The organism is Streptomyces sp. NPDC042336 (assembly GCF_055581985.1).
In genome coordinates, this window is record NZ_JBVJEA010000001.1 from 643,658 (window position 1) to 669,500 (window position 25,843).

Annotated in this window: 19 protein-coding genes; 11 read left to right on the forward strand and 8 right to left on the reverse strand. The window is 73.6% G+C overall.

From position 1 onward, the window contains the following. Nucleotides 1–13 precede the first annotated feature (13 nt). The 4 genes from ACZ6IM_RS03015 (at nt 14) to ACZ6IM_RS03030 (ending at nt 6,850) form a co-directional block, all read left to right on the forward strand. Nucleotides 14–910: an MmyB family transcriptional regulator gene (locus ACZ6IM_RS03015; protein ID WP_052838305.1), complete on the forward strand. Its 897-nt coding sequence runs from the start codon at nt 14–16 to the stop codon at nt 908–910. Between the two features lie 109 nt (nt 911–1,019). After that, nucleotides 1,020–1,760, forward strand: coding sequence for a hypothetical protein (locus ACZ6IM_RS03020; protein ID WP_469553973.1), 741 nt, complete (start codon nt 1,020–1,022; stop codon nt 1,758–1,760). A gap of 19 nt (nt 1,761–1,779) precedes the next feature. Continuing rightward, nucleotides 1,780–6,246, forward strand: coding sequence for a cation-translocating P-type ATPase (locus ACZ6IM_RS03025; protein WP_469553974.1), 4,467 nt, complete (start codon nt 1,780–1,782; stop codon nt 6,244–6,246). 37 nt (nt 6,247–6,283) lie between these two features. Then, nucleotides 6,284–6,850 (forward strand): hypothetical protein, encoded by a 567-nt coding sequence (locus tag ACZ6IM_RS03030; RefSeq protein WP_469553976.1) that lies wholly within the window; start codon nt 6,284–6,286, stop codon nt 6,848–6,850. A gap of 7 nt (nt 6,851–6,857) precedes the next feature. Here the strand turns inward: ACZ6IM_RS03030 and ACZ6IM_RS03035 are convergent, their stop codons facing one another. After that, nucleotides 6,858–8,303, reverse strand: coding sequence for an MFS transporter (locus ACZ6IM_RS03035; RefSeq protein WP_052838256.1), 1,446 nt, complete (start codon nt 8,301–8,303; stop codon nt 6,858–6,860). 107 nt (nt 8,304–8,410) lie between these two features. On the opposite strand from ACZ6IM_RS03035, the gene dusB reads away from it, so the two are divergent. Then, on the forward strand, nt 8,411–9,577 hold the full coding sequence (dusB, locus tag ACZ6IM_RS03040) for a tRNA dihydrouridine synthase DusB (RefSeq protein ID WP_052838257.1): 1,167 nt from the start codon (nt 8,411–8,413) through the stop codon (nt 9,575–9,577). Here the strand turns inward: dusB and ACZ6IM_RS03045 are convergent, their stop codons facing one another. Beyond that, entirely contained in the window at nt 9,578–11,374 is a 1,797-nt protein-coding gene (locus ACZ6IM_RS03045) for an alkaline phosphatase family protein (protein WP_469553978.1), read from the reverse strand. It lies immediately after the preceding gene. A gap of 481 nt (nt 11,375–11,855) precedes the next feature. Here ACZ6IM_RS03045 and ppdK point away from each other — a divergent pair, with 481 nt between their 5' ends. Then, nucleotides 11,856–14,585: a pyruvate, phosphate dikinase gene (ppdK, locus tag ACZ6IM_RS03050; protein WP_052838259.1), complete on the forward strand. Its 2,730-nt coding sequence runs from the start codon at nt 11,856–11,858 to the stop codon at nt 14,583–14,585. 237 nt (nt 14,586–14,822) lie between these two features. Next, nucleotides 14,823–16,031, forward strand: a complete 1,209-nt coding sequence (locus ACZ6IM_RS03055; RefSeq protein ID WP_469553979.1) for an acyltransferase family protein — start codon at nt 14,823–14,825, stop codon at nt 16,029–16,031. 34 nt (nt 16,032–16,065) lie between these two features. On the opposite strand, the gene ACZ6IM_RS03060 is transcribed toward ACZ6IM_RS03055, so the two are convergent. Beyond that, on the reverse strand, nt 16,066–16,506 hold the full coding sequence (locus tag ACZ6IM_RS03060) for an excalibur calcium-binding domain-containing protein (RefSeq protein WP_052838261.1): 441 nt from the start codon (nt 16,504–16,506) through the stop codon (nt 16,066–16,068). 183 nt (nt 16,507–16,689) lie between these two features. On the opposite strand from ACZ6IM_RS03060, the gene ACZ6IM_RS03065 reads away from it, so the two are divergent. Further along, nucleotides 16,690–17,622, forward strand: a complete 933-nt coding sequence (locus ACZ6IM_RS03065) for an oxidoreductase (protein WP_052838262.1) — start codon at nt 16,690–16,692, stop codon at nt 17,620–17,622. 11 nt (nt 17,623–17,633) lie between these two features. Here ACZ6IM_RS03065 and nirD read toward each other — a convergent pair whose 3' ends face one another. The 3 genes from nirD to ACZ6IM_RS03080 are packed head-to-tail and all read right to left on the reverse strand — an operon-like array spanning nt 17,634 to nt 21,885. Further along, nucleotides 17,634–18,023 carry a nitrite reductase small subunit NirD gene (nirD, locus tag ACZ6IM_RS03070; protein WP_052838263.1) on the reverse strand — a complete coding sequence of 130 codons (390 nt, stop codon included), beginning with the start codon at nt 18,021–18,023 and terminating at the stop codon, nt 17,634–17,636. Beyond that, the gene (gene nirB, locus ACZ6IM_RS03075; protein WP_469553981.1) at nt 18,020–20,632 is read right to left on the reverse strand and encodes a nitrite reductase large subunit NirB; all 2,613 of its coding nucleotides are present in this window, start codon (nt 20,630–20,632) and stop codon (nt 18,020–18,022) included. The genes nirD and nirB overlap by 4 nt, the downstream gene beginning before the upstream one ends. Continuing rightward, nucleotides 20,632–21,885 (reverse strand): NAD(P)/FAD-dependent oxidoreductase, encoded by a 1,254-nt coding sequence (locus ACZ6IM_RS03080; RefSeq protein WP_469553982.1) that lies wholly within the window; start codon nt 21,883–21,885, stop codon nt 20,632–20,634. Before ACZ6IM_RS03080 ends, nirB begins: the two co-directional genes overlap by 1 nt. Nucleotides 21,886–22,062: 177 nt before the next feature. Here ACZ6IM_RS03080 and ACZ6IM_RS03085 point away from each other — a divergent pair, with 177 nt between their 5' ends. Continuing rightward, on the forward strand, nt 22,063–22,845 hold the full coding sequence (locus tag ACZ6IM_RS03085; RefSeq protein WP_052838266.1) for a sulfite exporter TauE/SafE family protein: 783 nt from the start codon (nt 22,063–22,065) through the stop codon (nt 22,843–22,845). Nucleotides 22,846–22,871: 26 nt separating this feature from the next. Here the strand turns inward: ACZ6IM_RS03085 and ACZ6IM_RS03090 are convergent, their stop codons facing one another. Beyond that, nucleotides 22,872–23,501: a class F sortase gene (locus ACZ6IM_RS03090; RefSeq protein ID WP_052838267.1), complete on the reverse strand. Its 630-nt coding sequence runs from the start codon at nt 23,499–23,501 to the stop codon at nt 22,872–22,874. Between the two features lie 119 nt (nt 23,502–23,620). Beyond that, nucleotides 23,621–24,154, reverse strand: a complete 534-nt coding sequence (locus tag ACZ6IM_RS03095) for a hypothetical protein (protein WP_469553984.1) — start codon at nt 24,152–24,154, stop codon at nt 23,621–23,623. A 165-nt stretch (nt 24,155–24,319) separates the two neighbouring features. Here ACZ6IM_RS03095 and ACZ6IM_RS03100 point away from each other — a divergent pair, with 165 nt between their 5' ends. Both ACZ6IM_RS03100 and ACZ6IM_RS03105 read left to right on the forward strand, forming a co-directional pair. Next, nucleotides 24,320–24,907, forward strand: coding sequence for an NADPH-dependent FMN reductase (locus ACZ6IM_RS03100; protein WP_052838269.1), 588 nt, complete (start codon nt 24,320–24,322; stop codon nt 24,905–24,907). Nucleotides 24,908–25,017: 110 nt separating this feature from the next. Then, nucleotides 25,018–25,785 (forward strand): SDR family oxidoreductase, encoded by a 768-nt coding sequence (locus ACZ6IM_RS03105; RefSeq protein WP_052838270.1) that lies wholly within the window; start codon nt 25,018–25,020, stop codon nt 25,783–25,785. Nucleotides 25,786–25,843: the final 58 nt, after the last annotated feature.

Consider the following 25,843-nt stretch of genomic DNA (forward strand, 5'->3'; position numbering starts at 1 on the left):
AGGCATGACGACGATGACGGGTCAGGAGACGGCGGCGCAGTCCCCGCCCCGGGACACCGGCTCGGAGATCCGGCGGCACGAACTCGCCGCCTTCCTGCGCAGCCGCCGCGAGCGCATCGCCCCCGAGCAGGTCGGGCTGCCCCGCGGCCGCCGACGCCGGACCCCGGGGCTGCGGCGCGAGGAGGTCGCCCAGCTCTCGGCCGTCGGCGTCACCTGGTACACCTGGCTGGAGCAGGCCCGGGACATCCAGGTCTCCGTGCAGGTCCTCGACGCCCTCGCCCGCGCCCTGCTGCTCGACCCCACCGAGCGCGCCCACCTCTTCCAGCTGGCCGGGGCCGTCGACCCGACGCCCGCGAGGGTGTGCCCGGCCATCACACCGGCGGTGCGCGCCCTGCTGGAGCAGTTCGAGCCGTACCCCGCCTGTGTGCAGAACAGCCGGTACGACATCCTCGCGTACAACCGGACCTACGGGCTGCTGCTGTGCGACCTGGAGGCGGTGCCGCCCGAGGACCGCAACTGCATGATCCTCTGCTTCACCAACCAGGAGTGGCGGTCCTCGATCCCCCACCTGGAGGAGACCCAGCGGCTGATGGCGGCGCGGTTCCGCGCCACGATGGCCGGTCATCTCGCCGAGCCCGCCTGGAAGATGCTGCTCAAGCGGCTGCGCACCCAGTCGCCGGACTTCCGCGAGGCCTGGGAGCGGTACGAGGTCGACGCGCAGCGCGGCAAGCGCAAGGAGTTCCTCAACCGGCACGTCGGCCGGATCCGCGTCGACCACGCCGACCTGTGGCTCGGACCGGAACCGGGGCCCCGGATGGTGACGTACGCACCGGCCGACGAGGTCTCCCGGGAGCGGCTGGAGAAGCTGCACGCGATCGCTCTGGAGCGCGGGCCGACATCGTCCGGGTGAGTGCCCGAAGTGCGGGAACCCGCAGATGTGCGGAAGGTGATGTTCCCAGGGTTTCCACGGCCCGGGGGCCGGGGTTCCCACAGCACGGACAGGGCGAGGACGAAGAGTCATGGCTGAGCAGAAGTCGGCGCGGACGCTTCCGCGGCCGTTGCACGCGGCCGTTTCGGCGGTGCGGAAGGTGCCGGGTGCCGGGACGGTGGGCAGGGCCGCCGAGGGCACGCTGGACAGGATCGGGGCGGTGTCGCCGCGCGGGCGGCGCGTGCTCGTCTACACGGGCGCCGGGGTGCTGGGCGTCGCCGGACTGGTGGAGTGGCCGGTGGCGGTCACCGGAGCCGCGGTGGCCTGGCTGACGCAGCCGCGCGGGCAGAACCGGAACGGGACCGCGGGCAAGGGCGGCGACGCCGGGGAGACCCGGGGCACCGCGGACACGAAGAGCGCCCGGACGCAGGCCCGGAAGACCACCGCCCGGGCGGATACGGCGAAGACGGCTGCGAAGAAGACGGGTACGACGGCCACGGGTACGGCCGAGACGGGTGGGACGAAGGCGGCAGCGGCGAAGACCACCGCGGGCAGGACGGCGAAGACGGCCGCGGCGAAGCGGACCACCGGCGCCAAGAAGGCCGCCGCCAAGTCCACGGCGGCCAGGTCCACGGCGAGCAAGTCCGCCGCGAGCAAGTCCACCGCGGCCAAGTCCGCCGCCGCGAAGAAGACCTCCGCCAAGAAGACCGCCTCCCCCGCTCGGGCCAAGAGCCAGTCGGGGACCAAGGCGTCCTCCAGCCGGCCCTCCGCCGCCCGCGGGGGCCGCAGCCGCAAGACGGCCACCGCGTCGCGCACCCGCACGTCCGGCTGAGGGAGGCTGAGGGAGAGCGATGGCCGGCGGACTGCTGACCCGTTCCCAGGACGCCGTCACGGGGCTGGTGCTGGCCGGACCCCGGCTGCTCGCGCGCGGCACCGCGCCCGCCGTGGGCGCCGCCGCCGGAGCAGCGGCGGGCACCGCACGCGCGGGTGTGCGCGGCGCCGACTTCGCCGCGCGGGCCGCGCGGGTGGCCCGCGCCGCGCTGCCCGGCGGGTCACGGGACTGGCGGGCCGGACCCCGGGCGCACCTCGCGCTGCGGCCGGCCGCGACGGACCGGGTGCGCCGCGCGGGCGGTACGGAGCGGGTGGGGCGGCGGGTGGCGGCGGCACTGGCCGAGCACCCGGACGTCCTGCTCGCCTACTGGGACACCGGCCTCGCCAGACTGGTGGTGACCGCGACCGAGGACACGCTCACCGACCGCGTCGTGGACCACGCCACCGAACTCGCCGAACGCCACGGACTCACCCGGGCGGACCAGGCCGCCCCCGCCGGCCCGGACGACCCGGCGGACGAGCCGGACCACCCCGGCGACCCGGCCCCGGTGCGGGTCGCGGCGACCGCGCTCGGCGCCGACGTGCTGGGCATCGCCGCCGCCGTGACCGGCGCCCGGCTGCGGCTGCCGCCCTCGCCCCGGCTGGTCACCGCCGTGGCGACACTGCTGCGCGAGAACCCGGCCTTCCGCGCCTGGCTGCGCGAGCGGCTCGGCGACCACCGGATGGACGTGGCCCTGGCCGCCGCCAACGCCGTCGTCCACGGCGCCGGGCAGAGCCCCACCTCGCTGGTGCTCGACGGAGCGCTGCGCGTGTGCCAGTTGACGGAGGCGGTGGCGCGCGGGGCCGCCTTCGAGGTCGTGCACGACCAGCTGTGCGTCCCCGGCCGGGACAGCCTGCCCGCCGCACCCGCCCTGCGTCCGCCGCCGCGCACCTCCCCGGCCCAGGACTACGCCGCCCACGCCTCGGCGGGCAGCGTGGCGGGCGCCGCCGCGACCCTGCTGGTCAAGCACGACGTGGCCGAGGCGGCGGAGGCGGTGCTCGCCGGTTCGCCGAAGGCCGCGCGCTACGGGCCCGCCGCTTTCCACGCCGTACTGAGCGCCGCGCTGTCCCGCACGGGTGTGCTGGTGCGCGATCCCGGGCGGCTGCGGCAGCTGGAGATGGCCCGCACGGTCGTGCTGCACCCCAGCGCCCTGCGGGTGCCGGGCGCGGGCGCCGACCCGTGGACCGAGGACGTGCTGGACGCGGCGCGGCGCGCGGGGCTGCGCGTGGTCATGGTCGAGGACCCGGCGCTGGCCGACTTCACCGGCCTCGCCGACCAGGTCGTCGGCGCCGGGCGCCCGCTCGCGGACGTCGTGGCCGAACTGCGCGCCGAGGGCGGCGTCATCACCGTCGTACGGCCGCTGCCCGGTGACGACGGGTCGGTGTCGGCCGGACTGCTCGCCGGGGACGTGGCCGTCGCGCTGGCCGACGCGGGCTGCCCGGTGGCCTGGGGCGCGGACGTGCTCGCGCCGCAGGGGCTGGCCGACGTGTGGCGGGTGCTGCGGGCGGTGCCGGTGTCCCGGGCGGTCGGCAGCCGCTCGCAGACGCTGGCCCGGTCCGGGGCCGCGCTGTCCGGGCTGCTGGTGGCGGTCGGCGAGGCACGCGGCAGGAACCGGGGCGGCGTGTCGTCGCTGCTGGGGATGCGGCACGCGCCGGTGGACGCGAGCGCGGCGGTGGCCCTGCTGTCCGGGACGCGGGCCGCGATCGGCGTGGCGATGGCCCGCGCCCCGCGTCCCCGGGCCCGGGTGGCGTGGCACGCGCTGGACCCGGACGACGTACGGGAGCGGCTGGCGCGGGAGCGCGAGCCGCGGCCTACCGCCGTGGAGCAGGCCGCCGCCCGGCTGCGCGCCGCCGCCGACCGGGCCGGCCGGGTGCCCGTGCTGGCCCCGGTCCGCTGGTCGTGGCAGCTGGCCCGCGCCGTACGCGGGGAGCTGGACGACCCGCTCACCCCGGTGCTGGCGGTCGGCTCGGCCGCCTCCGCGATCCTCGGGTCGGTCGTCGACGCGCTGCTCGTCGTCGGCGCCCTCGACCTGAACGCGCTGGTCGGCGGCTTCCAACGGCTGCGTGCCGAGCGGGCGCTGTCCGGGCTGCTGGCCGAGCAGAAGCAGAAGGCCCGCGTCACCGAGGAGCCCGCGGGGGAGGGGCAACCCGCGCGGGACGGTGGCCGGTTCGGGGCGGAGGGAGAGCAGCGGGCCCGGGACGGCGGGGAGTTCGCCGCCCGGGGCGGCGAGCCGCGGATCGTGGACGCGGCCAGGTTGCACCCCGGTCACGTGATCGAGCTGAAGGCGGACGACGTGGTGCCCGCCGACGCCCGGCTCCTGTGGGAGGACGGCTTGGAAGTGGACGAGTCCGCGCTGACCGGTGAGTCGCTGCCGGTGGACAAGTGCGTGGACCCGGCCCCCCGCGCTCCCGTGGCGGAGCGGTACTGCATGGTCTTCGAGGGCACGACCGTGGTGGCCGGGCGGGCCCGGGCCGTCGTCGTCGACACCGGCGACCACACCGAGGCGGCGCGGGCGGTCGCGCTGGCGGCCCGTACGCCGTCGGCGGCCGGAGTGCAGGCCCGGCTCCAGGAGCTGACCCGCAAGGCGCTGCCGCTCACCCTGGCGGGCGGCGCCGCGGTGACCGGGCTCTCGCTGCTGCGCGGGGCGCCGATCCGGCAGGCCGTCGCCGGCGGCGTGTCGGTGGCGGTGGCCGCCGTGCCCGAGGGACTGCCGCTGGTGGCGACGGTGGCCCAGCTCGCGGCGGCCCGCCGGCTCAGCCGCCGGGGCGTCCTGGTGCGCACCCCGCGCACGCTGGAGGCGCTCGGCCGGATGGACACCGTCTGCTTCGACAAGACGGGCACCCTCACCGAGAACAGGCTGCGGCTGTCGCGGGTCGCGGGCACCGACGGCACGGTCCGCCGGGTGGGCGACCCGGAGACCGCCGGCACCGTACGGGTCGCCGCGCGGGCCTGCCCCCGGCTGAACGGCGACGGCGCCCGGCCCACCCACGCCACCGACGAGGCGGTCCTTGACGCGGCCGGGGACGACCCCGGGTGGACGCAGGAGGAGGGCCTGCCCTTCGAGACCTCCCGGGGCTACGCCGCCGCCGTCGGACGCGAGGACGGGGCAGGCCCCGCCGTACTGGTGGTCAAGGGCGCCCCCGAGACGGTGCTGCCCGCCTGCGCCGGCCTGCCCGCGCACACCGCCGAGGTGGCACAGCGCCTCGCCCGCGACGGACTGCGCATCATCGCGGTGGCGCGGCGGACCCTGGCCGAGGGCGAGGAGGCGTCCGACGTCCTCGAACAGCAGCCCTCCGAGCTGGAGTTCACCGGACTGCTCGCGCTGGCCGACGTGGCCCGCGAGACCTCCCCGGCGCTGGTGCGCGGGCTGCGCGAGGCGGGCGTACGGCCCGTGGTGCTGACCGGCGACCATCCGCAGACCGCCCACGCCATCGCCGTCGACCTGGGCTGGCCCGAGGACGCGGTCGTGGTCACCGGCGACGAACTCGCCGCCGCCGACCGCACCGCCCGCTCCCGGATGCTGCGCGACGCGGACGTGGTGGCCCGGGTGGCGCCCGAGCAGAAGCTCCTGGTCGTCGAGTCCCTGCGGGACGCCGGACGGGTCGTCGGCATGGTCGGCGACGGCGCCAACGACGCCGCCGCGATCCGGGCCGCGGACATCGGCGTCGGGATCAGCGCCCGGGGCTCGGCCGCCGCCCGCAACGCCGCCGACCTGGTCGTCACCGGCGACGACCTGCTGGTCCTGGTGGAGGCGGTGCGGGAGGGCCGGGCGCTGTGGCACAGCGTCGCCGACGCCATCGCCATCCTGATCGGCGGCAACGCGGGCGAGGTCGGCTTCGGCATCCTCGGCACGGTGCTGGGCGGCGCCGCCCCGCTGTCCACCCGCCAGATGCTGCTGGTCAACCTCTTCACCGACCTGTTCCCCGCGATGGCGGTCGCGGTGACGAAGACGGGGGACCCCGAGCAGGAGGCCGCAGATGCGGGCGCGCCGCTCGGTACGGCGGTGCTGGGCGAGCCCCTGCTCAGGCAGATCAGGCACCGGGCCCTGACCACCGCGCTCGGGGCCACCGCGGCCTGGCTGCTGGGCCGCTTCACGCCGGGCACCCGGCGCCGCTCGACGACCATGGCCCTGTGCGCCGTCGTCGGCACCCAGCTCGCCCAGACCCTCGCCGACCGCCGCGACAGCCGCCTGGTCCAGGTCACCTCCCTCGGCTCCGCCGCCGCCCTGGTCGTCCTCGTGCAGACCCCGGGCGCCAGCCGCCTCTTCGGCTGCACCCCGCTGGGCCCGGTCGCGTGGACGGGCGTGGCCGCGGCGATCGCGCTGGCGCTGGCGGGGCAGCGGGCGCTGCCGGGCGTGGAGGACGCGATCGTGAAGTACTGGCCGAAGGTGGCGCAGCGGCTGCCGGTGGCGAAATCCGGTGCGGCGCCGCGGGGCGCGGAGGGATGATGCGCGGGTCCGCCGTCGCTGACCGAAAGGCGTGTCCGTGCTCCCCCTGGACGAGATCCGGACGCTGCTGAGGGAACACGACGACCCGCGTCACCGGGAACGGCCCCGGGACTTCGACCCGGAGGTCGCGGCGCGCCGCTTGGCCCTGCTCACGGGCGCGCTCGAGCGGCGTCTCGGGCCGTCCGGCCGGGCGGGGCTGTACCAGGACTCCAGCGCGTGCGGACGGTTCTGGGCCTCCACCGACGGCGCCGGTCCCGCCGGGGGTCTGTGGGTCGAGCTGAGCAACTTCGGCGGCTTCGTCACCGCCGGGACGGGCACCGACTGGACCGCGGACTCCGCGGCGGGACTGAGCGGGGAGTTCGTGACCTGGCTGGACGAGGTGTGCACGGCGGCGGGGTGCGTCTTCGTCCCGCTCGACGTGCTGCTGGAGCCGTACGACGGCCCGACGCCGACCCTGGTGGACGAGGACCGGGCCTTCGCCCGGACACTCGCGGCGCTCGGCCACGACAGCCACGACAGCCGCGACGGCCACGACAGCGAGGACGGCGAGGACGGCGAGGAAGTGCTGCCGGTCAGGGCCGACCGGTACTTCGACTACGTCTGAGGCACCGTCAGGCCCCGGCCCGCGCCGCCTCCCGCACCTCCGGCGACGCCAGGCGCTCGGCCGTGCGCTCCGCAGTCCGGTGGGCCCAGCGGCCGCTCGTGACGGCGCCCAGGACGAGGACCGAGAGGCCGCAGGCGGCCAGGATCCACCAGCCGGGGCGGGCGGCGGAGACGAAGGTGTCGCGGTACGACGATCCGCTCACGCCCGCCGCCAGCACCGCGCCGATCACCGCCACGCCGAGCGTCTGGCCCAGCTGGCGGCTGGTGGAGGCGACGGCCGCGGCGACCCCGGCCTGCGCGCGGGGCATGCCGGAGACCGCGGTGTTGGTGATGGGCGCGTTGACGAAGCCGAAGCCGATGCCGAACAGGACGTAGCCGAGGAAGAGCGTGACGTCGGAGGTCTCGGCCTCGAAGGCGGCGAACAGCGTGCCGCTCGCGGTCAGCGCGCCGCCCGCGATCAGCAGGGGCAGGCGCGGCCCCCGGCTGCCGACCAGCCGGCCGGCGAGCGGGGCGCACAGGAAGGTCGGGACGGCCATCGGCAGCATCCACAGGCCGGCCTCCAGGGCGCTCAGACCGCGCACGTTCTGGAGATACAGCGTGGACAGGAACAGGAAGCCGCCCAGCGCCGCGAACGCGCTGATCGCGATCACGGTGGCCCCGCTGAACGGCGCCGACCGGAAGAAGCGCAGCTCGATGAGGGGGTCGGTGCGACGGGGCTCGTGGACGAGCAGGCCGATCAGCGCGGCGAGGGCCAGCACCGCGAAGGGCAGGACCGTCGTGAACCCGGCGTTCGGCGCCTCGATGATCGCGTACGTCAGAGAGCCGAACAGCACGATCACCATCAGCTGGCCCAGCGGGTCGGGGCGGCGGGCCTTCGGCGCGCGGGACTCGGGGACGAAGCGGAGGGTGAGCAGGAGGGCGGCCAGGCCCACCGGAAGGTTGACCCAGAAGATCGAGCGCCAGCCGACCGATTCCACCAGCACACCGCCCACCAGCGGACCGGCGGCCATGGATATGCCGACCACCGCACCCCAGACGCCGATCGCACGGGCCCGCTCGCGCGGGTCGGTGAAGGTGTTGGTGATGATGGACATCGCGACCGGGTTGAGCATCGAACCGCCCACCGCCTGCATCATCCGGAAGACGATCAGCGAGGACAGGTCCGGGGCCAGCGAGCACAGCAGCGAGCCGAGGGTGAAGATCACCAGACCGGTCATGAAGACCCGCTTGCGGCCGATCCGGTCGGCGGTGGAACCGGACAGCATCAGCAGGGCGGCCAGCACCAGCGTGTACGCGTCGACCGCCCACTGCAGGCCGGACGTGCTCGCGTGCAGGTCGCGCTGCATGGAGGGGAGGGCGACGTTGAGGATCGTGTTGTCGATACTCACGATCAGCAGGCTCATGCAGCAGATCGCGAGCACGAGCATGCGGCGGCGATGGGTGAGCTCGGGCATGGACTCCAGCCTACGCCGACTTCGATAGTGCGTCTAACTAATGACCGATGCATGGTCTTCGTCCACGGGGCACGACGGCACGGTCCCGCGTGCGTGACAATGGGGGAATGTCCACGCTCACCACGCCCGCCCCCGACACCACCGCCGCACCCCTGCGGATCGGCCCGCACACCGTCGCGCCGCCCGTGGTGCTGGCGCCGATGGCCGGTATCACCAACGCGCCGTTCCGCACGCTGTGCCGTGAGTTCAGCGGGGGCAAGGGCCTGTTCGTGAGCGAGATGATCACCACCCGGGCGCTGGTCGAGCGCAACGAGAAGACCATGCAGCTGATCCGCTTCGACGCGACCGAGACCCCGCGCTCGATCCAGCTGTACGGCGTCGACCCGGTGACCGTCGGCAAGGCCGTCCGCATGATCGCGGAGGAGGACCTCGCCGACCACATCGACCTGAACTTCGGCTGCCCGGTGCCGAAGGTGACCCGCAAGGGCGGCGGCTCGGCGCTGCCGTACAAGCGGAACCTGCTGCGCGCCATCGTCCGCGAGGCCGTCACCGGCGCCGGTGACCTGCCCGTCACCATGAAGATGCGCAAGGGTATCGACGACGACCACCTCACCTGTCTCGACGCCGGCCGGATCGCCGTCGAGGAGGGCGTCAGCGCCATCGCCCTGCACGGCCGCACCACCGCCCAGCACTACGGCGGCACCGCCGACTGGGACGCCATCGCCCGCCTCAAGGAGCACGTCCCGGAGATCCCCGTCCTCGGCAACGGCGACATCTGGTCCGCCGAGGACGCGCTGCGCATGGTGCGGGAGACCGGCTGCGACGGCGTCGTGGTCGGGCGCGGCTGCCTGGGGCGGCCGTGGCTCTTCGCCGACCTGGTCGCCGCCTTCGAGGGGCGCACCGACGCCTTCGTGCGGCCCACCCTGCGCGAGGTCGCCGACGTGATGGTGCGGCACGCCACGCTGCTGGGGGAGTGGATCGGGGACGAGGCGCGGGGCGTCATCGACTTCCGCAAGCACGTCGCCTGGTACCTCAAGGGCTTCGCCGTCGGCTCCGAGATGCGCAAGCGGCTCGCGATCACCTCCTCCCTCCAGGCGCTGCGCGCCGGGCTGGACGAGCTGGACCTCGACCAGCCCTGGCCGGCCGGTGCCGACGGTCCCCGCGGCCGGACGTCCGGCAACAACCGGGTGGTCCTGCCGGACGGCTGGCTGAAGGACCCGTACGACTGCGCGGGCATCGGCGAGGACGCGGAGCTGGACACCTCCGGCGGCTGATCAGCCCCCGGCCCCGGTGGGGTGCGGGACCGAGCCGTACGCCGTCAGGAAGCGGTCGCGGAAGGCGCTCATCTTCCACACCGGGGCGTCGTGGGCCGGTTTCAGGCCCTCCGTCCAGTTCCAGTCGCCGATCGCGTCGAGCACCTTCGGGTCCTTGGCGACGACCGACACGGGCACGTCCCGGCTGGCCTTGTTCCCGCTGACGCGGGCGAGCGGCTGGTGGTCGCCGAGGAAGACGAGGACGGTGTCGTCGGTGCCGTAGCGCTCCAGCCACTGGGTGAGGCTGGTGACCGAGTACTGGATCGACTTGCCGTACTCCTCCTTCGAGCGGGCGGAGTCGGTGATGACGTCGGACGCCTTCACGCCCGAGGCCTCGATGCCGTCGTACACCGACCCGTCGCCGACCTCGTCCCAGCCGACCATCCTCGGGACCGGCGCCCAGGGCTGGTGGCTGGAGGTGAGGATGACCTCCGCCATCAGCGGCTTGTCGCGCTTCCTGCCGTGCTCCAGGCGCTGGAAGGCCTCCAGCGCGTACTGGTCGGGCATCGTCGACCAGCTGAACTTCGGCCCCTGGTAGCCCACGTCGGAGGCGTCGTACACCTTGTCCAGGCCGTACCAGTCCGCCTCCGGCCAGGCCTTCTGCACCCCCGGCATGACCCCGACGGTGTCCCAGTCGCCGGTCTTGCGGAACGCCTTGGTGAGGGTGAGGTGGTCGCCGGCCGTGACGGTGCGGTAGCGCTGCTGGTTGTCCACCCACAGGCCGGACAGGAAGGTGGAGTGGCCGAGCCAGCTGCTGCCGCCGTACGTCGCCGAGGTGAGCCAGCCGCTGCGGGCGTGGAAGCCCGCCTTCGCCAGCGCCTCGGTGCTCGCGTCCAGCGTCCGGTCGACACCCGGTGCCATCACCGGGTCCTCGATCGCGCTGCGGCCGTAGCTCTCGATGAACGTGAAGATCATGTCCTTGCCGCGCAGGTCCGGGACCAACTGCGCGCCGGGTGTGGCGCCGAAGCGGTCCGCCTTCGCCTCCTTCGCGAAGGCCGCCTCGTCCCGCAGCGTGTCCACGACCCGGTGCGCCTGCGCCTCGGCGGCGCGGGACGCGCTCGTGGTGGCGACCGGCACACCGAAGGTCTGCACGCCCAGCGCCACGCAGGTCATCCACACGGTGGCCGCCATCAGCGCGCCCCGTGCCGCCCGCTCCCGGTGCGCGGCCAGCAGCTCGCCGAGCCGGACCGCCGCCAGCGCCGTGAGCACCAGCAGCGCGAGGGCCAGCACGACGGCGCCCACCGCGGCCCAGGCTGCCGCCGCCCCGCCCATCGAGTCCGCCACGAACGACTGCGCGTCGTCGAGCAGGCCCCAGTCCAGCACGAGGTTGAAGCTCCGGCCCAGGTACGCGGTGAAGCCCATGTCGAGCAGGTTCAGCACGGTCAGCGCCCCGAGGGCCGCCCCGAACAGCGCCGCCGCCACCAGGCGCGGCACGCGGGGCAGGCAGAGCAGCAGCACCGCCGCGACGACCGCCTCCGCCGGGATCCGCGCGAAGCGGCTGGGCTCCAGGGCGACCAGGGTGTTGGGCAGCAGGAGCGCCCCGAGCACCAGAATGGCCGAAAGGGCCGTGGTGACCCGGCGGACGGCCAGGGCGGCGCGCGGGTGCCGGGCGCGCCAGGCCCACCGGTGGGCCAGACGGGCCCGAAGGGCTTGGAGGGCCGCGAGGGCCTTGAGCGGGCCGGATTCGGGGGTGTCGGGGTCGTCGGGAGCGTTGCCGGAGGGCCGCGACGGCCGGCGGAAAGGCGTGATGACGGGCACCCGAAGGTCCTTCCGTGCGAAACCCGGTGGACGACGGGCCCCGGCGAGGGGGCCGGGACCCGCCGGACTCTCGTACGTCCGCCACCGGCGGTCCGTTCACCGGTCCGCATGGTGAAATCCCGAGGACTGTGGCAGCGTGATTCTCGCCACCTCTGATATGAGGGGCGCTCAGATGAGCGGATCTTGAGCGACTCCACTTCTCAAAGAGTGGCACTGAGTGCCATGCGCTGATCGTTCATCGAGCGAACTCAAACGTGGCGAATGCCGCTCATGTGAGCGAGGAGTCGGGCGTTCGAGAGTTCCCGCGTTCAAGAAGTGAAAACACAAGCGGCCGGTCGCTTGCCAAGCCTTGACTTTCGATCCGCTGGCGGACGAACGGTTACGGGCGCACGACACGCAAGTGGACGTACCCAGACGCCTTTGATCTGGGTACATTCCTCGCCGTCAGGGCAGCCACCGCGTCCTCGAGGAGTCGAGACCCGTGTCGGAAAACAAAGATCCCCAGGTAGCGAACGCACCCAAGTTCGTTTACGACTTCACCGAGGGCAACAAGGACCTCAAGGACCTCCTCGGCGGCAAGGGCGCCAACCTCGCCGAGATGACCAACCTGGGTCTCCCGGTCCCTCCGGGCTTCACGATCACCACCGAGGCCTGCAAGACCTACCTCGACAGCGGCGAGGAGCCCGCGGCACTGCGTGACGAGGTGAGTGCGCACCTCGACGCCCTTGAAGCGAAGATGGGCAAGAAGCTCGGGCAGGCCGACGACCCCCTCCTCGTGTCGGTGCGCTCCGGGGCCAAGTTCTCCATGCCCGGCATGATGGACACCGTCCTCAACATCGGCCTCTCCGACAAGTCGGTGCAGGGCCTGGCCAAGCAGGCCGGCGACGACCGCTTCGCGTGGGACTCCTACCGCCGCCTGATCCAGATGTTCGGCAAGACCGTCCTCGGCGTCGACGGGGACCTCTTCGAGGAGGCGCTGGAGGCGGCGAAGGCGGCCAAGAAGGTCGCGGTCGACACCGAGCTGGAGGCCGCCGACCTCAAGAAGCTCGTCACCAAGTTCAAGAAGATCGTCAAGACCGAGGCGGGACGGGACTTCCCGCAGGACCCGCGCGAGCAGATGGACCTCGCCATCAAGGCGGTCTTCGACTCCTGGAACGGCGAGCGCGCCAAGCTCTACCGCCGCCAGGAGCGCATCCCGCACGACCTCGGCACCGCCGTCAACGTCTGCTCCATGGTCTTCGGCAACCTCGGCCCCGACTCCGGCACCGGCGTCGCCTTCACCCGCGACCCCGCCTCGGGACACCAGGGCGTCTACGGCGACTACCTGCAGAACGCCCAGGGCGAGGACGTCGTCGCGGGCATCCGCAACACCGTCGCGCTGGCGGACCTGGAGCAGATCGACAAGAAGTCGTACGACCAGCTGATGCAGATCATGGAGACGCTGGAGAACCACTACCTGGACCTGTGCGACATCGAGTTCACCATCGAGCGCGGCCAGCTGTGGATGCTCCAGACCCGCGTCGGCAAGCGCACGGCGGGCGCCGCCTTCCGCATCGCCACCCAGCTCGTCGACCAGGGCCTGATCGACGAGGCCGAGGCACTCCAGCGGGTCAACGGCGCCCAGCTCGCCCAGCTGATGTTCCCCCGCTTCGACGAGGACGCCAAGGTCGAGAAGGTCGGCCGGGGCATCGCCGCCTCGCCGGGCGCGGCGGTCGGCAAGGCGGTCTTCGACTCGTACACCGCCGTCAAGTGGTCCCGCTCCGGCGAGAAGGTCATCCTGGTGCGCCGCGAGACCAACCCCGACGACCTGGACGGCATGATCGCCGCCGAGGGCATCCTGACCTCGCGCGGCGGCAAGACCTCCCACGCGGCCGTGGTCGCGCGCGGCATGGGCAAGACCTGTGTCTGCGGCGCCGAGGAGCTGGAGGTCGACACCAAGCGCCGCCGGATGACCGTGCCCGGCGGGCACGTCGTCGAGGAGGGCGACGTCATCTCCATCGACGGCTCCTCCGGCAAGGTCTACCTCGGCGAGGTGCCGGTGGTGCCCTCCCCGGTCGTCGAGTACTTCGAGGGCCGCATGCACGCCGGCGCCGAGGACGCCGACGAGCTGGTCGAGGCCGTGCACCGGATCATGGCCTTCGCCGACCGCAAGCGCCGGCTGCGGGTGCGCGCCAACGCCGACAACGCCGAGGACGCCCTGCGCGCCCGCCGGTTCGGCGCCCAGGGCATCGGCCTGTGCCGCACCGAGCACATGTTCCTCGGCGACCGGCGCGAGCTGGTGGAGCGGCTGATCCTGGCCGACACCGAGGCCGAGCGCGAGGAGTCCCTGAAGGAACTGCTCCCGCTCCAGAAGCAGGACTTCGTCGAGCTGTTCGAGGCGATGGACGGCCTGCCGGTCACCGTCCGCCTGCTCGACCCGCCGCTGCACGAGTTCCTGCCCGACATCACCGAGCTGTCGGTGCGCGTGGCGCTCGCCGAGTCCCGCCAGGAGCCGCACGAGAACGAGCTGCGCCTGCTCCAGGCCGTGCACCGGCTGCACGAGCAGAACCCGATGCTGGGCCTGCGCGGCGTCCGCCTCGGCCTGGTCATCCCCGGCCTGTTCACCATGCAGGTCCGCGCCATCGCGGAGGCCGCCGCCGAACGCAAGGCGGCCAAGGGCGACCCGCGCGCCGAGATCATGATCCCGCTGGTCGGCACCGTCCAGGAGCTGGAGATCGTCCGCGAGGAGGCCGACCAGGTCATCGCCGAGGTCGAGGCGGCCACCGGCGCCAAGCTCAAGCTGTCGATCGGCACGATGATCGAGCTGCCGCGCGCCGCGCTGACCGCCGGTCAGATCGCCGAGGCCGCGGAGTTCTTCTCCTTCGGCACCAACGACCTGACCCAGACCGTGTGGGGCTTCAGCCGCGACGACGTCGAGGCCAGCTTCTTCACGGCCTACCTGGAGAAGGGCATCTTCGGCGTCTCCCCGTTCGAGACCATCGACAAGGACGGCGTCGGCTCCCTCGTCGCCGCCGCCGCGAAGGCCGGCCGCGCCACGCGTCCCGACCTGAAGCTCGGCGTCTGCGGCGAGCACGGCGGCGACCCGGAGTCGGTGCACTTCTTCCACGAGGTGGGCCTGGACTACGTCTCCTGCTCCCCGTTCCGGATCCCGGTGGCCCGCCTGGAGGCGGGCCGGGCGGCGTCGCGGTCGAAGGGCAGCGACCACCGGTAACCCGGAAGGGGCCGAAGACCCCGGAGCCGCCGTCTGTCACCCGACCACCCTCACCGATCGGCGGCGGCTCCGGTCCACGAGAAAGGCGGCACCCGTGCGGGGGTGCCGCCTTTCGTGACGCGTTTTTTGTGACACGTTCAACGGTGTGAATCCCTGTGTGCTGAGCAGCAGCAAGCTGTCAGCAGTGTTGGAGGGCCCTGGCAGCGGACAGCGGCCGACACCCGGAACGGTGGTTGGATGACGCAGACGGATCACAGGGAACCGGCCGGCACGACCACCCGGGACGGGACCGGGGACACAACCGCCGACGCGGTGCCCAGTCCCCGGACCGTGGCGCGGGAGCGGGTCCCCGAGGCAGGGCCCCCCGTCCGCAGGAACCGGCTCGCGGCCCTGGACGGGCTGCGTTTCCTGGCCGCCCTGTCCGTCGTCTTCTTCCACTTCGTCGGCCAGGTGCCCTCCACGATGCAGACCATCTGGGACCGCCCCGTCGACACCGTCTTCCCCGAGGCCCACGGCTACTTCGCCTACGGCCGCCTCGGCGTCGAACTCTTCTTCCTGATCAGCGGTTTCGTCATCTGCATGAGCGCGTGGGGCCGCACCCCGCGCGACTTCTTCATCTCCCGCGTCACCCGGTTGTACCCGATGTACTGGGCGGCCATCGCGATCACGGCCTGCGTGATCTACTTCGCCGACAACCCGTTCGGACACCCGCACCCGCGCGTGCTCTTCGCCAACCTGACGATGCTGCAGACCCCGCTCGGGGTGGAACACCTCGACTCCGTCTACTGGACGCTCTGGCCCGAGCTGTGCTTCTACCTCACCTTCGCGGTGGTGGTGTGGAAGGGCCTGACCTACCAGCGCGTGGTGATCTACTGCGGCCTGTGGACGGTCGCCGCCGTGCTGGCCCCCAGCGCCGACATCCACCTGCTCACGCTGCTGGCGAACCCGCCGTCCGCGCCGTACTTCATCGCCGGCATGGCCTTCTACCTCATGTACCGCTACCGGCCGACCCCGCTGCTGTGGGGCATCGTCGCGATGTCGTGGCTGGTGGCGCTGCACTACCTGCTGACGCCCGACGGGGGCCGCCTCAACTGGGACTCCTGGCAGCCGGACCGCGCCTGGCTGGTCCTGATCGTCACGGTGTTCTTCCTGCTGATCGCCGCCGTCGCCCTCGGCTGGACCAGCCGCATCCGCTGGCGCGGCCTGACCGTCGCGGGCACGCTGACCTTCCCGCTGTACCTGCTGCACGACGCCATCGGCGTCAACGTCCTGCACCGCTTCGGCGACCGGGCCCACCCGTGGGTCGTGGTCTGCGTCACCGTCGCCGCCCTGGTCGCGCTCTCCTACGTCGTGCAGCGGTTCGTGGAGCGCCCGGTGGCCCGGGCCGCGCGGCGCTGGCTCAGCAGCGCCGCCTTCAGCCTCAAAGCGCCGGAGCCCCGCCGCTGAACGGTCGGGACTCCAGGAGTGCGCCGGGGCCGGGTCAGGCCGCGCCGTCGCCCCGGCGCCTGCGCGCGGCCAGCATCAGCCCGCCGCCCGCGAGCACGACGAGCGCGCCGCCCGCCGCGAGGTAGGGCGTGCTGTCGCCGCCGCCGGTCTCGGCCAGGTCGGTGCCCTGCTGCCCGGCGGCCTCTTCCCCGCCGCTCTGCTCGCTCCCGGAGTCCTCGCCGCTCCCGGCGCCCGCCGCGTCGTCGGCGGGCACGAAGCCGGCCGGCGGCTTGTCGCAGCCGACGCCGTCCTTGTCGCGGTCCAGGTGCCCGCCGTAGTGCTCGTCACCCTGCTTGATGTTGGAGTAGCCGTTCTCGTACGCCTCGGTGCAGTTCTTGAACGGGTGGGTGCCGTCGTGCGCCTGGGCGGCGGCCGGCAGGGCGGCCAGGGCCAGTGCGGCGACGGTCACGGCGGCGGGCTTGCGGAGCAGCTTCATCGAGAGTCCCGGGAATGGTGTGGAAGAGCGGACCTGAGGTGACGAAGCTATTGAGGTGACCAACATGTGGTGGGGTTATGAAGGACTCGTGATGGGAACGTGACGTGACCGGACGGTAGCTCTCCGCTCAGGCCCGCCGGGCGCGTACGGTGAGAGAGGTCCGGACCAGCGAAGGAGCCGCGGATGACCGGCTGGAGCACGGGCGACATCCCCGACCTGGACGGGCGCGTCGCCGTCGTCACCGGGGCCAACGGCGGCCTCGGCTACGTGATCGCCCGGGAGCTGGCGCGCAAGGGGGCGTGTGTCGTGCTCGCCTGCCGCAGCGGGGAGCGGGGGCGCGCGGCCGTGGAGCGCCTTCTCGGCGAGGTGCCCTCCGCCGCCGTGGAGCAGGCGCGGCTGGACCTCGGGGACCTCGCCTCGGTCCGGGAGTTCGCCTACGGACTGCCGTACGAGCGGGTGGACCTCCTGGTCAACAACGCCGGGGTGATGGCGCTGCCGCACAGCACGACGGTGGACGGCTTCGAGACCCAGTTCGGCGTCAACCACCTGGGGCACTTCGCGCTCACCGGGCTGCTGCTGCCCTCCCTGCTGGCCGCACCCGGCGCCCGGATCGTGACCGTCTCCAGCTTCCTGCACGTGCTGGCCAACGTCGATCCGCGCGACCTCAACAACGTGCGCCGGTACGGGCGCTGGACCGCCTACGCCCGCTCGAAGTCCGCCAACCTGCTCTTCACCCACGAACTGGCGCGCCGGCTCGCGGCACGGGAGGACGCCTCGGACGTACGCGCGGTCGCCGCCCACCCCGGGTACGCGGAGACCGGACTGGCGACCGCCGGGCCCCGCGCCGAGGGGCGCCGCCTCGCCGAGCGGCTGGCGCGGCTCGGGAACCGGGTCGTCGCCCAGTCCCCGGAGGCGGGCGCGCTGCCCGTCCTGTACGCCGCGACCGCGCCCGGCGTGCCCTCCGACTCCTTCACCGGCCCGTCCTTCGCGATGTGGCGCGGGGCGCCCGCACCGTCCTGGCGGGCGTCCTGGACCACCGACGACGCGCTGGGGGAGCGGCTGTGGGCCGCCTCCGAGCGGCTGACGGGCGTCGTCTACGACGCGCTGCTGCCCTGAGGAGGGCTGGGTCAGGCGGCCTTCACGGCCTGCACCTGGTACGTCTCCACGCGCATCGCCTCGTCGTCCAGGCACTCGCCGGTCGTGAGGTCGAAGCGCTGCTTGAGCAGCGGGGAGGCGACGAACGGGCGGCCCCGGTGGGTGCCGGTCAGGCCGCGGGAGAGGACCGCCGCGCCGGTGAACGGGTCCCGGTTGTCGATGGCGTACAGGCCGCCGTCCCGGTCGCGGAACAGGGCGACCTGGCCGCCGTCCGGGAGCAGCGCCGCCACGCCCCGGCCCGGGAGCAGGACGCCCAGGTCGCAGGCCGTGAACCAGTCGTCGGTCAGCCGGAGCCGGACCTTCAGGTCGGTCGTCTCGGTGGCCGGGGCCTCGGTGGCCAGGGGCTCGGGTGCCAGGGTCATCGCCGGGTGCTTCCTTCCAGGAGGTCGTCTTCCGAGGGGCGCCGCAGGCCGATGTTCAGCAGCGGCAGGTCGGGCTTGATCTGGTCGCGCTCGGGCACGAAGCCCACGACCGGGTCCGGGGTGTCGGGCGCGTTGACGAACGACACGAACCGGGCCAGCTTCTCGGGGTCGTTGATGGTCTCGGCCCACTCGTCGCGGTAGTGGGACACGTGCCCCCGCATCAGGGACTCCAGCTCGTCGCAGATGCCGAGCGAGTCGTGCACCACCACGTCCCGTACGTGGTCCAGGCCGCCGGGGATGCGATCCAGCCAGGTGGAGGTGCGCTCCAGCTTGTCGGCGGTGCGGATGTAGAACATCAGGAACCGGTCGATGAGGCGGACCAGTTCGGCGTCGGAGAGGTCCTGCGCGAGCAGGTCCGCGTGGCGCGGGGTGGCGCCGCCGTTGCCGCCGACGTACAGGTTCCAGCCGTTGGAGGTGGCGATCACCCCGAAGTCCTTCGACTGGGCCTCCGCGCACTCGCGGGCGCACCCGGAGACCGCCGACTTCAGCTTGTGCGGGGACCTCAGGCCCCGGTAGCGAAGCTCCAGGTCGATCGCCATGCGCACCGAGTCCTGGACGCCGTAGCGGCACCAGGTCTGCCCCACGCAGGACTTCACCGTGCGCAGCGACTTCCCGTACGCGTGCCCCGACTCGAAGCCGGCGTCCACCAGCCGCGCCCAGATCAGCGGCAGCTGCTCGACGCGGGCGCCGAACATGTCGATGCGCTGGCCGCCGGTGATCTTCGTGTAGAGCCCGAAGTCCCGGGCGATCTCGCCGATCACGATCAGCTTCTCCGGCGCGATCTCACCGCCGGGGATGCGCGGGACGACGGAGTACGAGCCGTTCTTCTGGAGGTTGGCCAGGAAGTGGTCGTTGGTGTCCTGGAGGGCCGCCTGCTCGCCCTCCAGGACGTAGCCGCTCGCGCCGATCGCCGGGGCGAGGGAGGCGATGATCGAGCCGACCGCCGGCTTGCACACCTCGCAGCCCTCACCGCCCCGCGCGCCGTCCCGGCCGTGCCGGTCGAGCAGCTCCCGGTAGGAGGTGATCCGCAGGGCGCGGACGATCTCGTACAGCTCCTCGCGGGTCTGCGCGAAGCAGCCGCACAGGCCCTTGTCGACCTCGACGCCGCTCGCCTCCAGCTCCGCGGTGACCAGCTGGCCGAGCACCTTGACGCAGGAGCCGCAGCCGGTACCGGCCCGGGTGCACTTCTTCACCTCGGGCACGGTCGTGCAGGAGTGCTCCGTCACCGCGCCGCGGATGGTGCCCTTGGTGACGTTGTGGCAGGAGCAGATCACCGCGTCGTCGGGCAGCGCGGCCGGGCCCAGCTGGGCCGGGGCACCGGCACCGGCGGGCAGCACCAGGGACTCGGGGGAGACCGGCGGGACCGAGCCGGTGAAGGCGCGCAGGGTGCCGTACGCCTCCGCGTCGCCGACCAGGATGCCGCCGAGCAGCGTGCCGTCGCGGCCGACGACCAGCTTCTTGTACAGGCCCGCGCGGGAGTCGGAGTAGACGACGTCCAGGCAGTCGGCGGTGGCGCCGTGCGCGTCGCCGAAGGACGCCACGTCCACGCCGAGCAGCTTCAGCTTGGTGGACAGGTCGGCGCCGGTGAACGCGGCCTCGTCCCGGGCGATGGTCGCGGCTGCCGTCTCGGCCTGCTCGTACCCGGGGGCCACCAGGCCGTACACCCGGCCGTCGGCGGCCAGCGCGCACTCGCCGATCGCGAACACGTGCGGGTCGGTGACCGTGCGGCACTGCTCGTCCACGCTGATGCCGCCGCGCTCGCCGACCGCGAGGCCGCAGTCGCGGGCCAGCTGGTCGCGGGGGCGGACACCGGCGCTGAACACCACCAGGCCGGTGGCGAGTTCGGAGCCGTCGGACAGCTTCATGCCGGTGACCGCGCCGTCCTCGCCGGTCACGACCTCCTGCGTGCCGACGCCCGTGTGGACGGACAGGCCCATGTCCTCGATGGTGCGCAGCAGCGCCGCGCCGCCGCCCTCGTCGACCTGCACCGGCATCAGGCGCGGCGCGAACTCCACGATGTGCGAGGTGAGTCCGAGGCCCTGGAGCGCGCCGGCCGCCTCCAGGCCGAGCAGCCCGCCGCCGACCACCGCGCCGGTCGTCACGTTCTTCGCGTACTCCTCGATGGCGAGGAGGTCCTCGATCGTCCGGTAGACGAAGCAGCCCTCGGCGTCCTTGCCGGGCACCGGCGGGACGAAGGGGTAGGAACCGGTGGCCAGCACCAGGACGTCGTAGTCGACGGTCAGGCCCGAGCGGGCGGTCACCCGGCGGGCCTCGCGGTCGACGGTCTCGGCCGGGTCCCCGACGCGCAGCTCGATGCCGTGCTCGGCGATGAACGCCGGGTCGGTCATCGACAGGTCCTCGGGGGTCTTCCCCGAGAAGTACGAGGTGAGCTGGACGCGGTCGTAGGCGGGGCGCGGCTCCTCGCACAGGACGACGACGCGGTGCGTGCCGGTCAGGCCGCGCTCGGCGAGGGCCTCCAGGAAGCGCTGGCCGACCATGCCGTGGCCGACCAGCACGATCGTGGGGGTGTGCCCCGGGGTGGCGGTCATCAGGAGCCTCCGTCTTGGGTGAGCAGGTGGAGCAGGGGGCCGCCGTCGGAGGGGAGCGGCTCTGCTCCCTCCCAGGCGCGTGCCAGCGCGCCGACGGTGCCGAGTTCGCCGACCAGGACCCCGCCGACCAGCCGGTCGTCGCGGACGACGACCTTGCGGTAGGTGCCCCGGGTGGCGTCGGCGAGCTGCACGACGTCGTCGCCGGGGCGGGGGTCGGTCTCGCCGAACGCGGCGAGGTCGAGAGGGCTGTCCGGCCCGTCGAAGGGGCCGCCGGGCCGGGGGCCGGCGGGCCCGGTGAGGGTGAGCCGGGTCAGCGAGCGGGTGCCGGTGTAGCGGGCGGTGCCGTCGTCGGCGAGCAGCTCGGCCAGCACCTGCGCCTGTTCGAGGGCGGGCGCGGCCAGCCCGTACACGTGTCCCGCGTGCTCGGCGCAGTCGCCGACGGCGCGGATGTGCGGGTCCGAGGTGCGCAGCTCGTCGTCGACGAGGACGCCCTTGCCGACGTCGAGTCCCGCCTCCCGGGCGAGCCCGACCCGCGGCCGGACCCCGCACGCGAGCACCACCAGGTCGGCGCCGAGGGCGTACCCGTCGCCCATCTCCACGGACCGCACCGCTCCGCCGACGCTGCGCACGTCCCGTACCCGGCTCTCGGTGTGGACCTCGACGCCGAGGCCCTCCAGGTGCCGCCGCACCAGCGCGGAGGCCGCCGGGTCGAGCTGCCGCTCCATCAGCCGCTCGGACTGCTGGGCCAGGACGACCTGGGCGCCGCGCTCGGCCAGCGCACGGGCGGCGGACACACCGAGCAGCCCGCCGCCGACGACCACGGCCCTCGCCCCCGGCCGCACCGCCTTGGACAGCCCCAGGCAGTCGTCCATCGTCCGGAACGCGTGCACGCCCTCGGGCAGCTCGTGGTCCGGGGTGAACAGCCCGCGCAGGGGCGGCAGCACGGCGTTGGAGCCGGTGGCCAGGACCAGCGTGTCGTAGGCGGTCACGGACCCGTCGGCGCACCGCACGGTCCGCCCGGCCCGGTCGATGGCGGTGACCCGGCCGCGCAGCAGCCCGGCGGGCGCCGGCAGCGCGATCACCTCGGGGCTGTACCGTCCGGCCAGCACCTCGGCGAGCAGCACCCGGTTGTACGGGCGGTGCTCCTCGTCGCCGAGCAGCAGCGCGGGCGTGCCCAGTTCACCGAGCCGCCGGGCGAGCGTCACGCCCGCGAGTCCGGCGCCGATCACCACCACACGCGTTTTCGAGGTCATGCCGTCGAGCCTGCGGTGCGGGTGTTACCCGGCCGCATCCCTTCTGTTTCCCACGGGGAACGCTGCCCTCAGCGGCAGCGGGGCAGGGGTGTGAGGGCGGCGGCCCAGCGCGCGGGAACCTCAGAAGTCCCTCATCTCGATGGACGGCACATCCATCCCGTCCATAGGGTCGCGATCATGCCCGACATATCGCTGACCACGGTCGTCCTGCTCTGCCTCGCCGCGCTCGCGGCCGGCTGGATCGACGCCGTGGTCGGCGGCGGGGGCCTCCTGCTGCTGCCCGCGCTGCTGCTCGGCCTGCCCTCCGGCACCCCGGCCGCGCACGCGCTGGGCACCAACAAGGCGGTCGCCATCGTCGGCACCACGGGCGCGGCGGTGACGTACGCCCGCAAGGCGCCGGTGGACGTGCGCACCGCCGTACGCATCGGCCTGGCGGCGCTGGCCGGATCGTCCGGCGGGGCGTTCTTCGCGGCCGGGATGAGCACCGAGGTGCTCAAGCCGGTGATCATGGTGGTGCTGCTCGCGGTGGCGGCCTTCGTGATCCTGCGCCCCGCCTTCGGCACCGCGCCCGCCACCGGACCGGCCACCCGCCGCCAGATCCTCGCCGCGATCGGGCTCGCCGGTCTCGGCATCGGCTTCTACGACGGCCTCATCGGCCCCGGCACCGGGACCTTCCTGGTCCTGGCCCTCACCGCGCTGCTCCACCTGGACCTGGTGACCGCCTCCGCCACCGCCAAGATCGTCAACTGCTGCACCAACGCGGGCGCCCTCGCCACCTTCGCCTGGCAGGGCGCGGTGCTGTGGCAGCTGGCCGTCCTGATGGCCGTCTTCAACCTGGCCGGCGGCATGTTCGGCGCCCACACGGCCCTCAAGAAGGGCAGCGGCTTCGTCCGCGTCGTCCTGCTGACGGTGGTCTTCGCGCTGGTGGCGAACCTGGCGTACGAACAGTGGGTGGCCTAGAGCGGGCGCGGGGTGTCCCGGGTGGCTCAGCGGCTCCCCGTGAGGTGGGCGAAGACGACCACGTTGCCCTGGTACCCGGTACCGCGTGAGTAGGGGCCGCCGCAGGTGATGACCCGCAGTTCGGGACGGCCGGCGGCGCCGTAGACCTTCTCGTCGGGGAAGGCGTCGGCGGCGTAGACCTCCACCGCGTCCACCGTGAACACGGCGACGCCGCCGTCGCGCCGGTCGACCTCGATCGCCGCGCCCTTCGCCAGCGCGCCGAGGCGGTAGAAGACGGCGGGGCCCTCCGCGTTGTCGACGTGCCCGGCGACGATCGCGGTGCCCTTCTCACCGGGGGTGGTGCCCGCCTCGTACCAGCCCGCGAGGTTCTTCTTCTCGGCCGGCGGCACGTCCAGGCTGCCCGTCCCGGTCAGGCCCAGGCCCGTCAGCGGGGCGTCCACGCCGATCGCCGGGATGCGGATGCGGTCCGGCGGGGAGGGCGGCAGCGCGGGCGCGGCGGCCCCCCGGTCGGCCTGCCCGGCCCGGTCGGTGCGGGCCTGCGCGGCCGAGGGCTGGGGCGGGGCGTCGGGACGGGCGCCGCCGATCAGCAGCCACCCGCCCGAGCAGAGGGCGACGGCGGTGACGGCCGCTATCGCGGTGTCCTTGACCCTGCGCATGACGTCCCCTCTCCCTCGCGTCCCTGGGGATCCCCTGCCCCCTCCGGGCCGCGAGGGGCGTCGGACCCGGAGGGGGTGGGGAAGTGCGGTACCGGCGGACGGGCAGCGGAGGGTGCCCGTCAGATCCCGTCGCCTCTCGCCCGGCGATGCAGGAGCCAGGTACCGCCCGCGGCGGCGACGGCGAGAGCCGCCACGCCGGCCGCGGTCTGCACGGGGTCGGGGCCAAGAGCGCCGCCGACCCCCGTCTTCACGCTTCCTCGGGGGTACACCTGCTCGGCGGCCGAGGTGAGCGTGACCACCAGGTCGCCCGTCACCCGCCGCTCGTCGTCCCCACAGGTCGCGACGATCTCGTACGTCCCCGGCTGCGCGCCCGGCGGCACCTCGAAGTGCCCCGTCGCCTCGCCCTCGCCCGTGCCCGGCGCCAGCGGGAACGCGCCCGCGCCGACCGCGCTGGCGTCGCCCGCCGCCGAGCCGGCCTTTCCGCACACCGCGGTGGTCACCACCGCCCGGTCGCCCGGCACGACCGAGGACGGATACACCGTCAGGCCGCCGGTGACGACGGTCTCCCCGGCGTACACCGGGGCCGCGGTGGTCAGACCCACGGCCGCGGCGGCGAGCGCGGTACCGGTCAGCAGGCGGGCGGTACGTCGCATCGGTGCTCCTTTGAGCTCTTCGGTGGCCCCTGCCCTACCGAGGAAAGTGGCACCGGGCCCGGCCCGCCCCCCGAGCGGGGGTGAACGGGTGACCGGTGCCTCCGAACGAGCCCGGGAGCGAGACGGCTTGACCTCGACCAAACTTGAGGTACCAGGCTCTGCCGCATGGACACCACTACCGCACCGCTCCGCGTCACCCTGCTCGTCGGCAGCAACCGCCACGGCCGCTTCGGCCCCGTCGTCGCCGACTGGCTCCTGGACCACCTCGGGGCCCACGACGACCTGGTCCCCGACGTGGTGGACGTCGCCGCGACCGACCTGCCCACGACCCTCGCCCCGACCCCGGAAGCGACCGCCGCGCTGGCGGAGATCACCCCGAAACTGGCGGACGCCGACGCGTTCGTCGTGCTGACCCCCGAGTACAACCACTCGTTCCCGGCGGGTCTGAAGAACGTCATCGACTGGCACTACACCGAGTGGCGGGCCAAGCCCGTCGGTCTGGTCTCCTACGGCGGTCTGGCCGGGGGCCTGCGGGCCGCGGAGCACCTGCGTCAGGTCTTCGCCGAACTGCACGCCGTCACCGTCCGCGACACCGTCTCCTTCCACAACGCGGGCGCGTCCTTCGACGACGGGGGCAGGCTCAGGGACCCGGCCGGTCCGGACGCGGCCGCCAAGACGATGCTCGACCAGCTGGTGTGGTGGGGACGGGCCCTGCGGGAGGCGAGGGAGAGGCGGCCCTACGACGGCGCGTGAGACGCCATAGGAGCTTCCTATGGCAGCCGCTGCAATTTCGTCTTTGCCCCCGGATATTTCCCGGAACTACCGTGAGTGCGTCATCACGAGATTCCGGAAAGGCCAGTGGAATGACCACGAACGAAAACGCGGCGGAAAATCGGGAACTCGCCGGAAAGCGGGCCCTCGTCACCGGCGGCACTCGGGGAATCGGGGCGGCGATCGTCCGCCGCCTGCTGGACGCCGGCGCCGAGGTGATCACGACCGCCAGGTCGGCGACGGACCCGGCACCGGAGGGGGCGGGCTTCGTGCAGGCGGACGTGCGGACGCCCGCCGGGACCGAGGCGCTCGCCACGGCCGCGCGGGAGCGGCTCGGCGGGGTCGACATCCTGGTCCACAACGCGGGCGGCGCGCGGCCCCACAGGGACGGCCTGGTCATCCCCGACGAGGAGTGGCTGGACACGCTGAACCTGAACCTCCTCGCGTCGGTCCGGCTGAACTCGCTTCTGGTGCCGGGCATGCGGGAACGGCGCTCGGGGGCGATCGTGCACATCTCCTCGGCCGCGGTCGCGCCCCCGGCGCCCCCGTTCCTGCACTACCAGGCGGCGAAGGCGGCGCTGGACAACTACAGCGCCGGACTGGCCGCGACGCTGGCCCCCTTCGGTGTCCGGGTCAACACCGTCAGTCCCGGCCGGACCTCCACCCCCGGCGGGGAGGAGACCCGGGAGCACTGGGCGAGCCTGGACGCCGGACCGGCCGCGAGCGGCACCGCACCGCTGGGGCGCGACGGCCTGCCCGACGACATCGCCCACGCGGTGCTGTTCCTCGTGTCCGACCGGGCGGGCTGGGTGACCGGGGCCGGCCTCGCCGTGGACGGCGGGGAATATCCCCGGGGCTGACATTCCAGGGGTGCACCCTCCGAAAAAACGAAGCTGCAAAAGTCTGCGAAAAGGGACC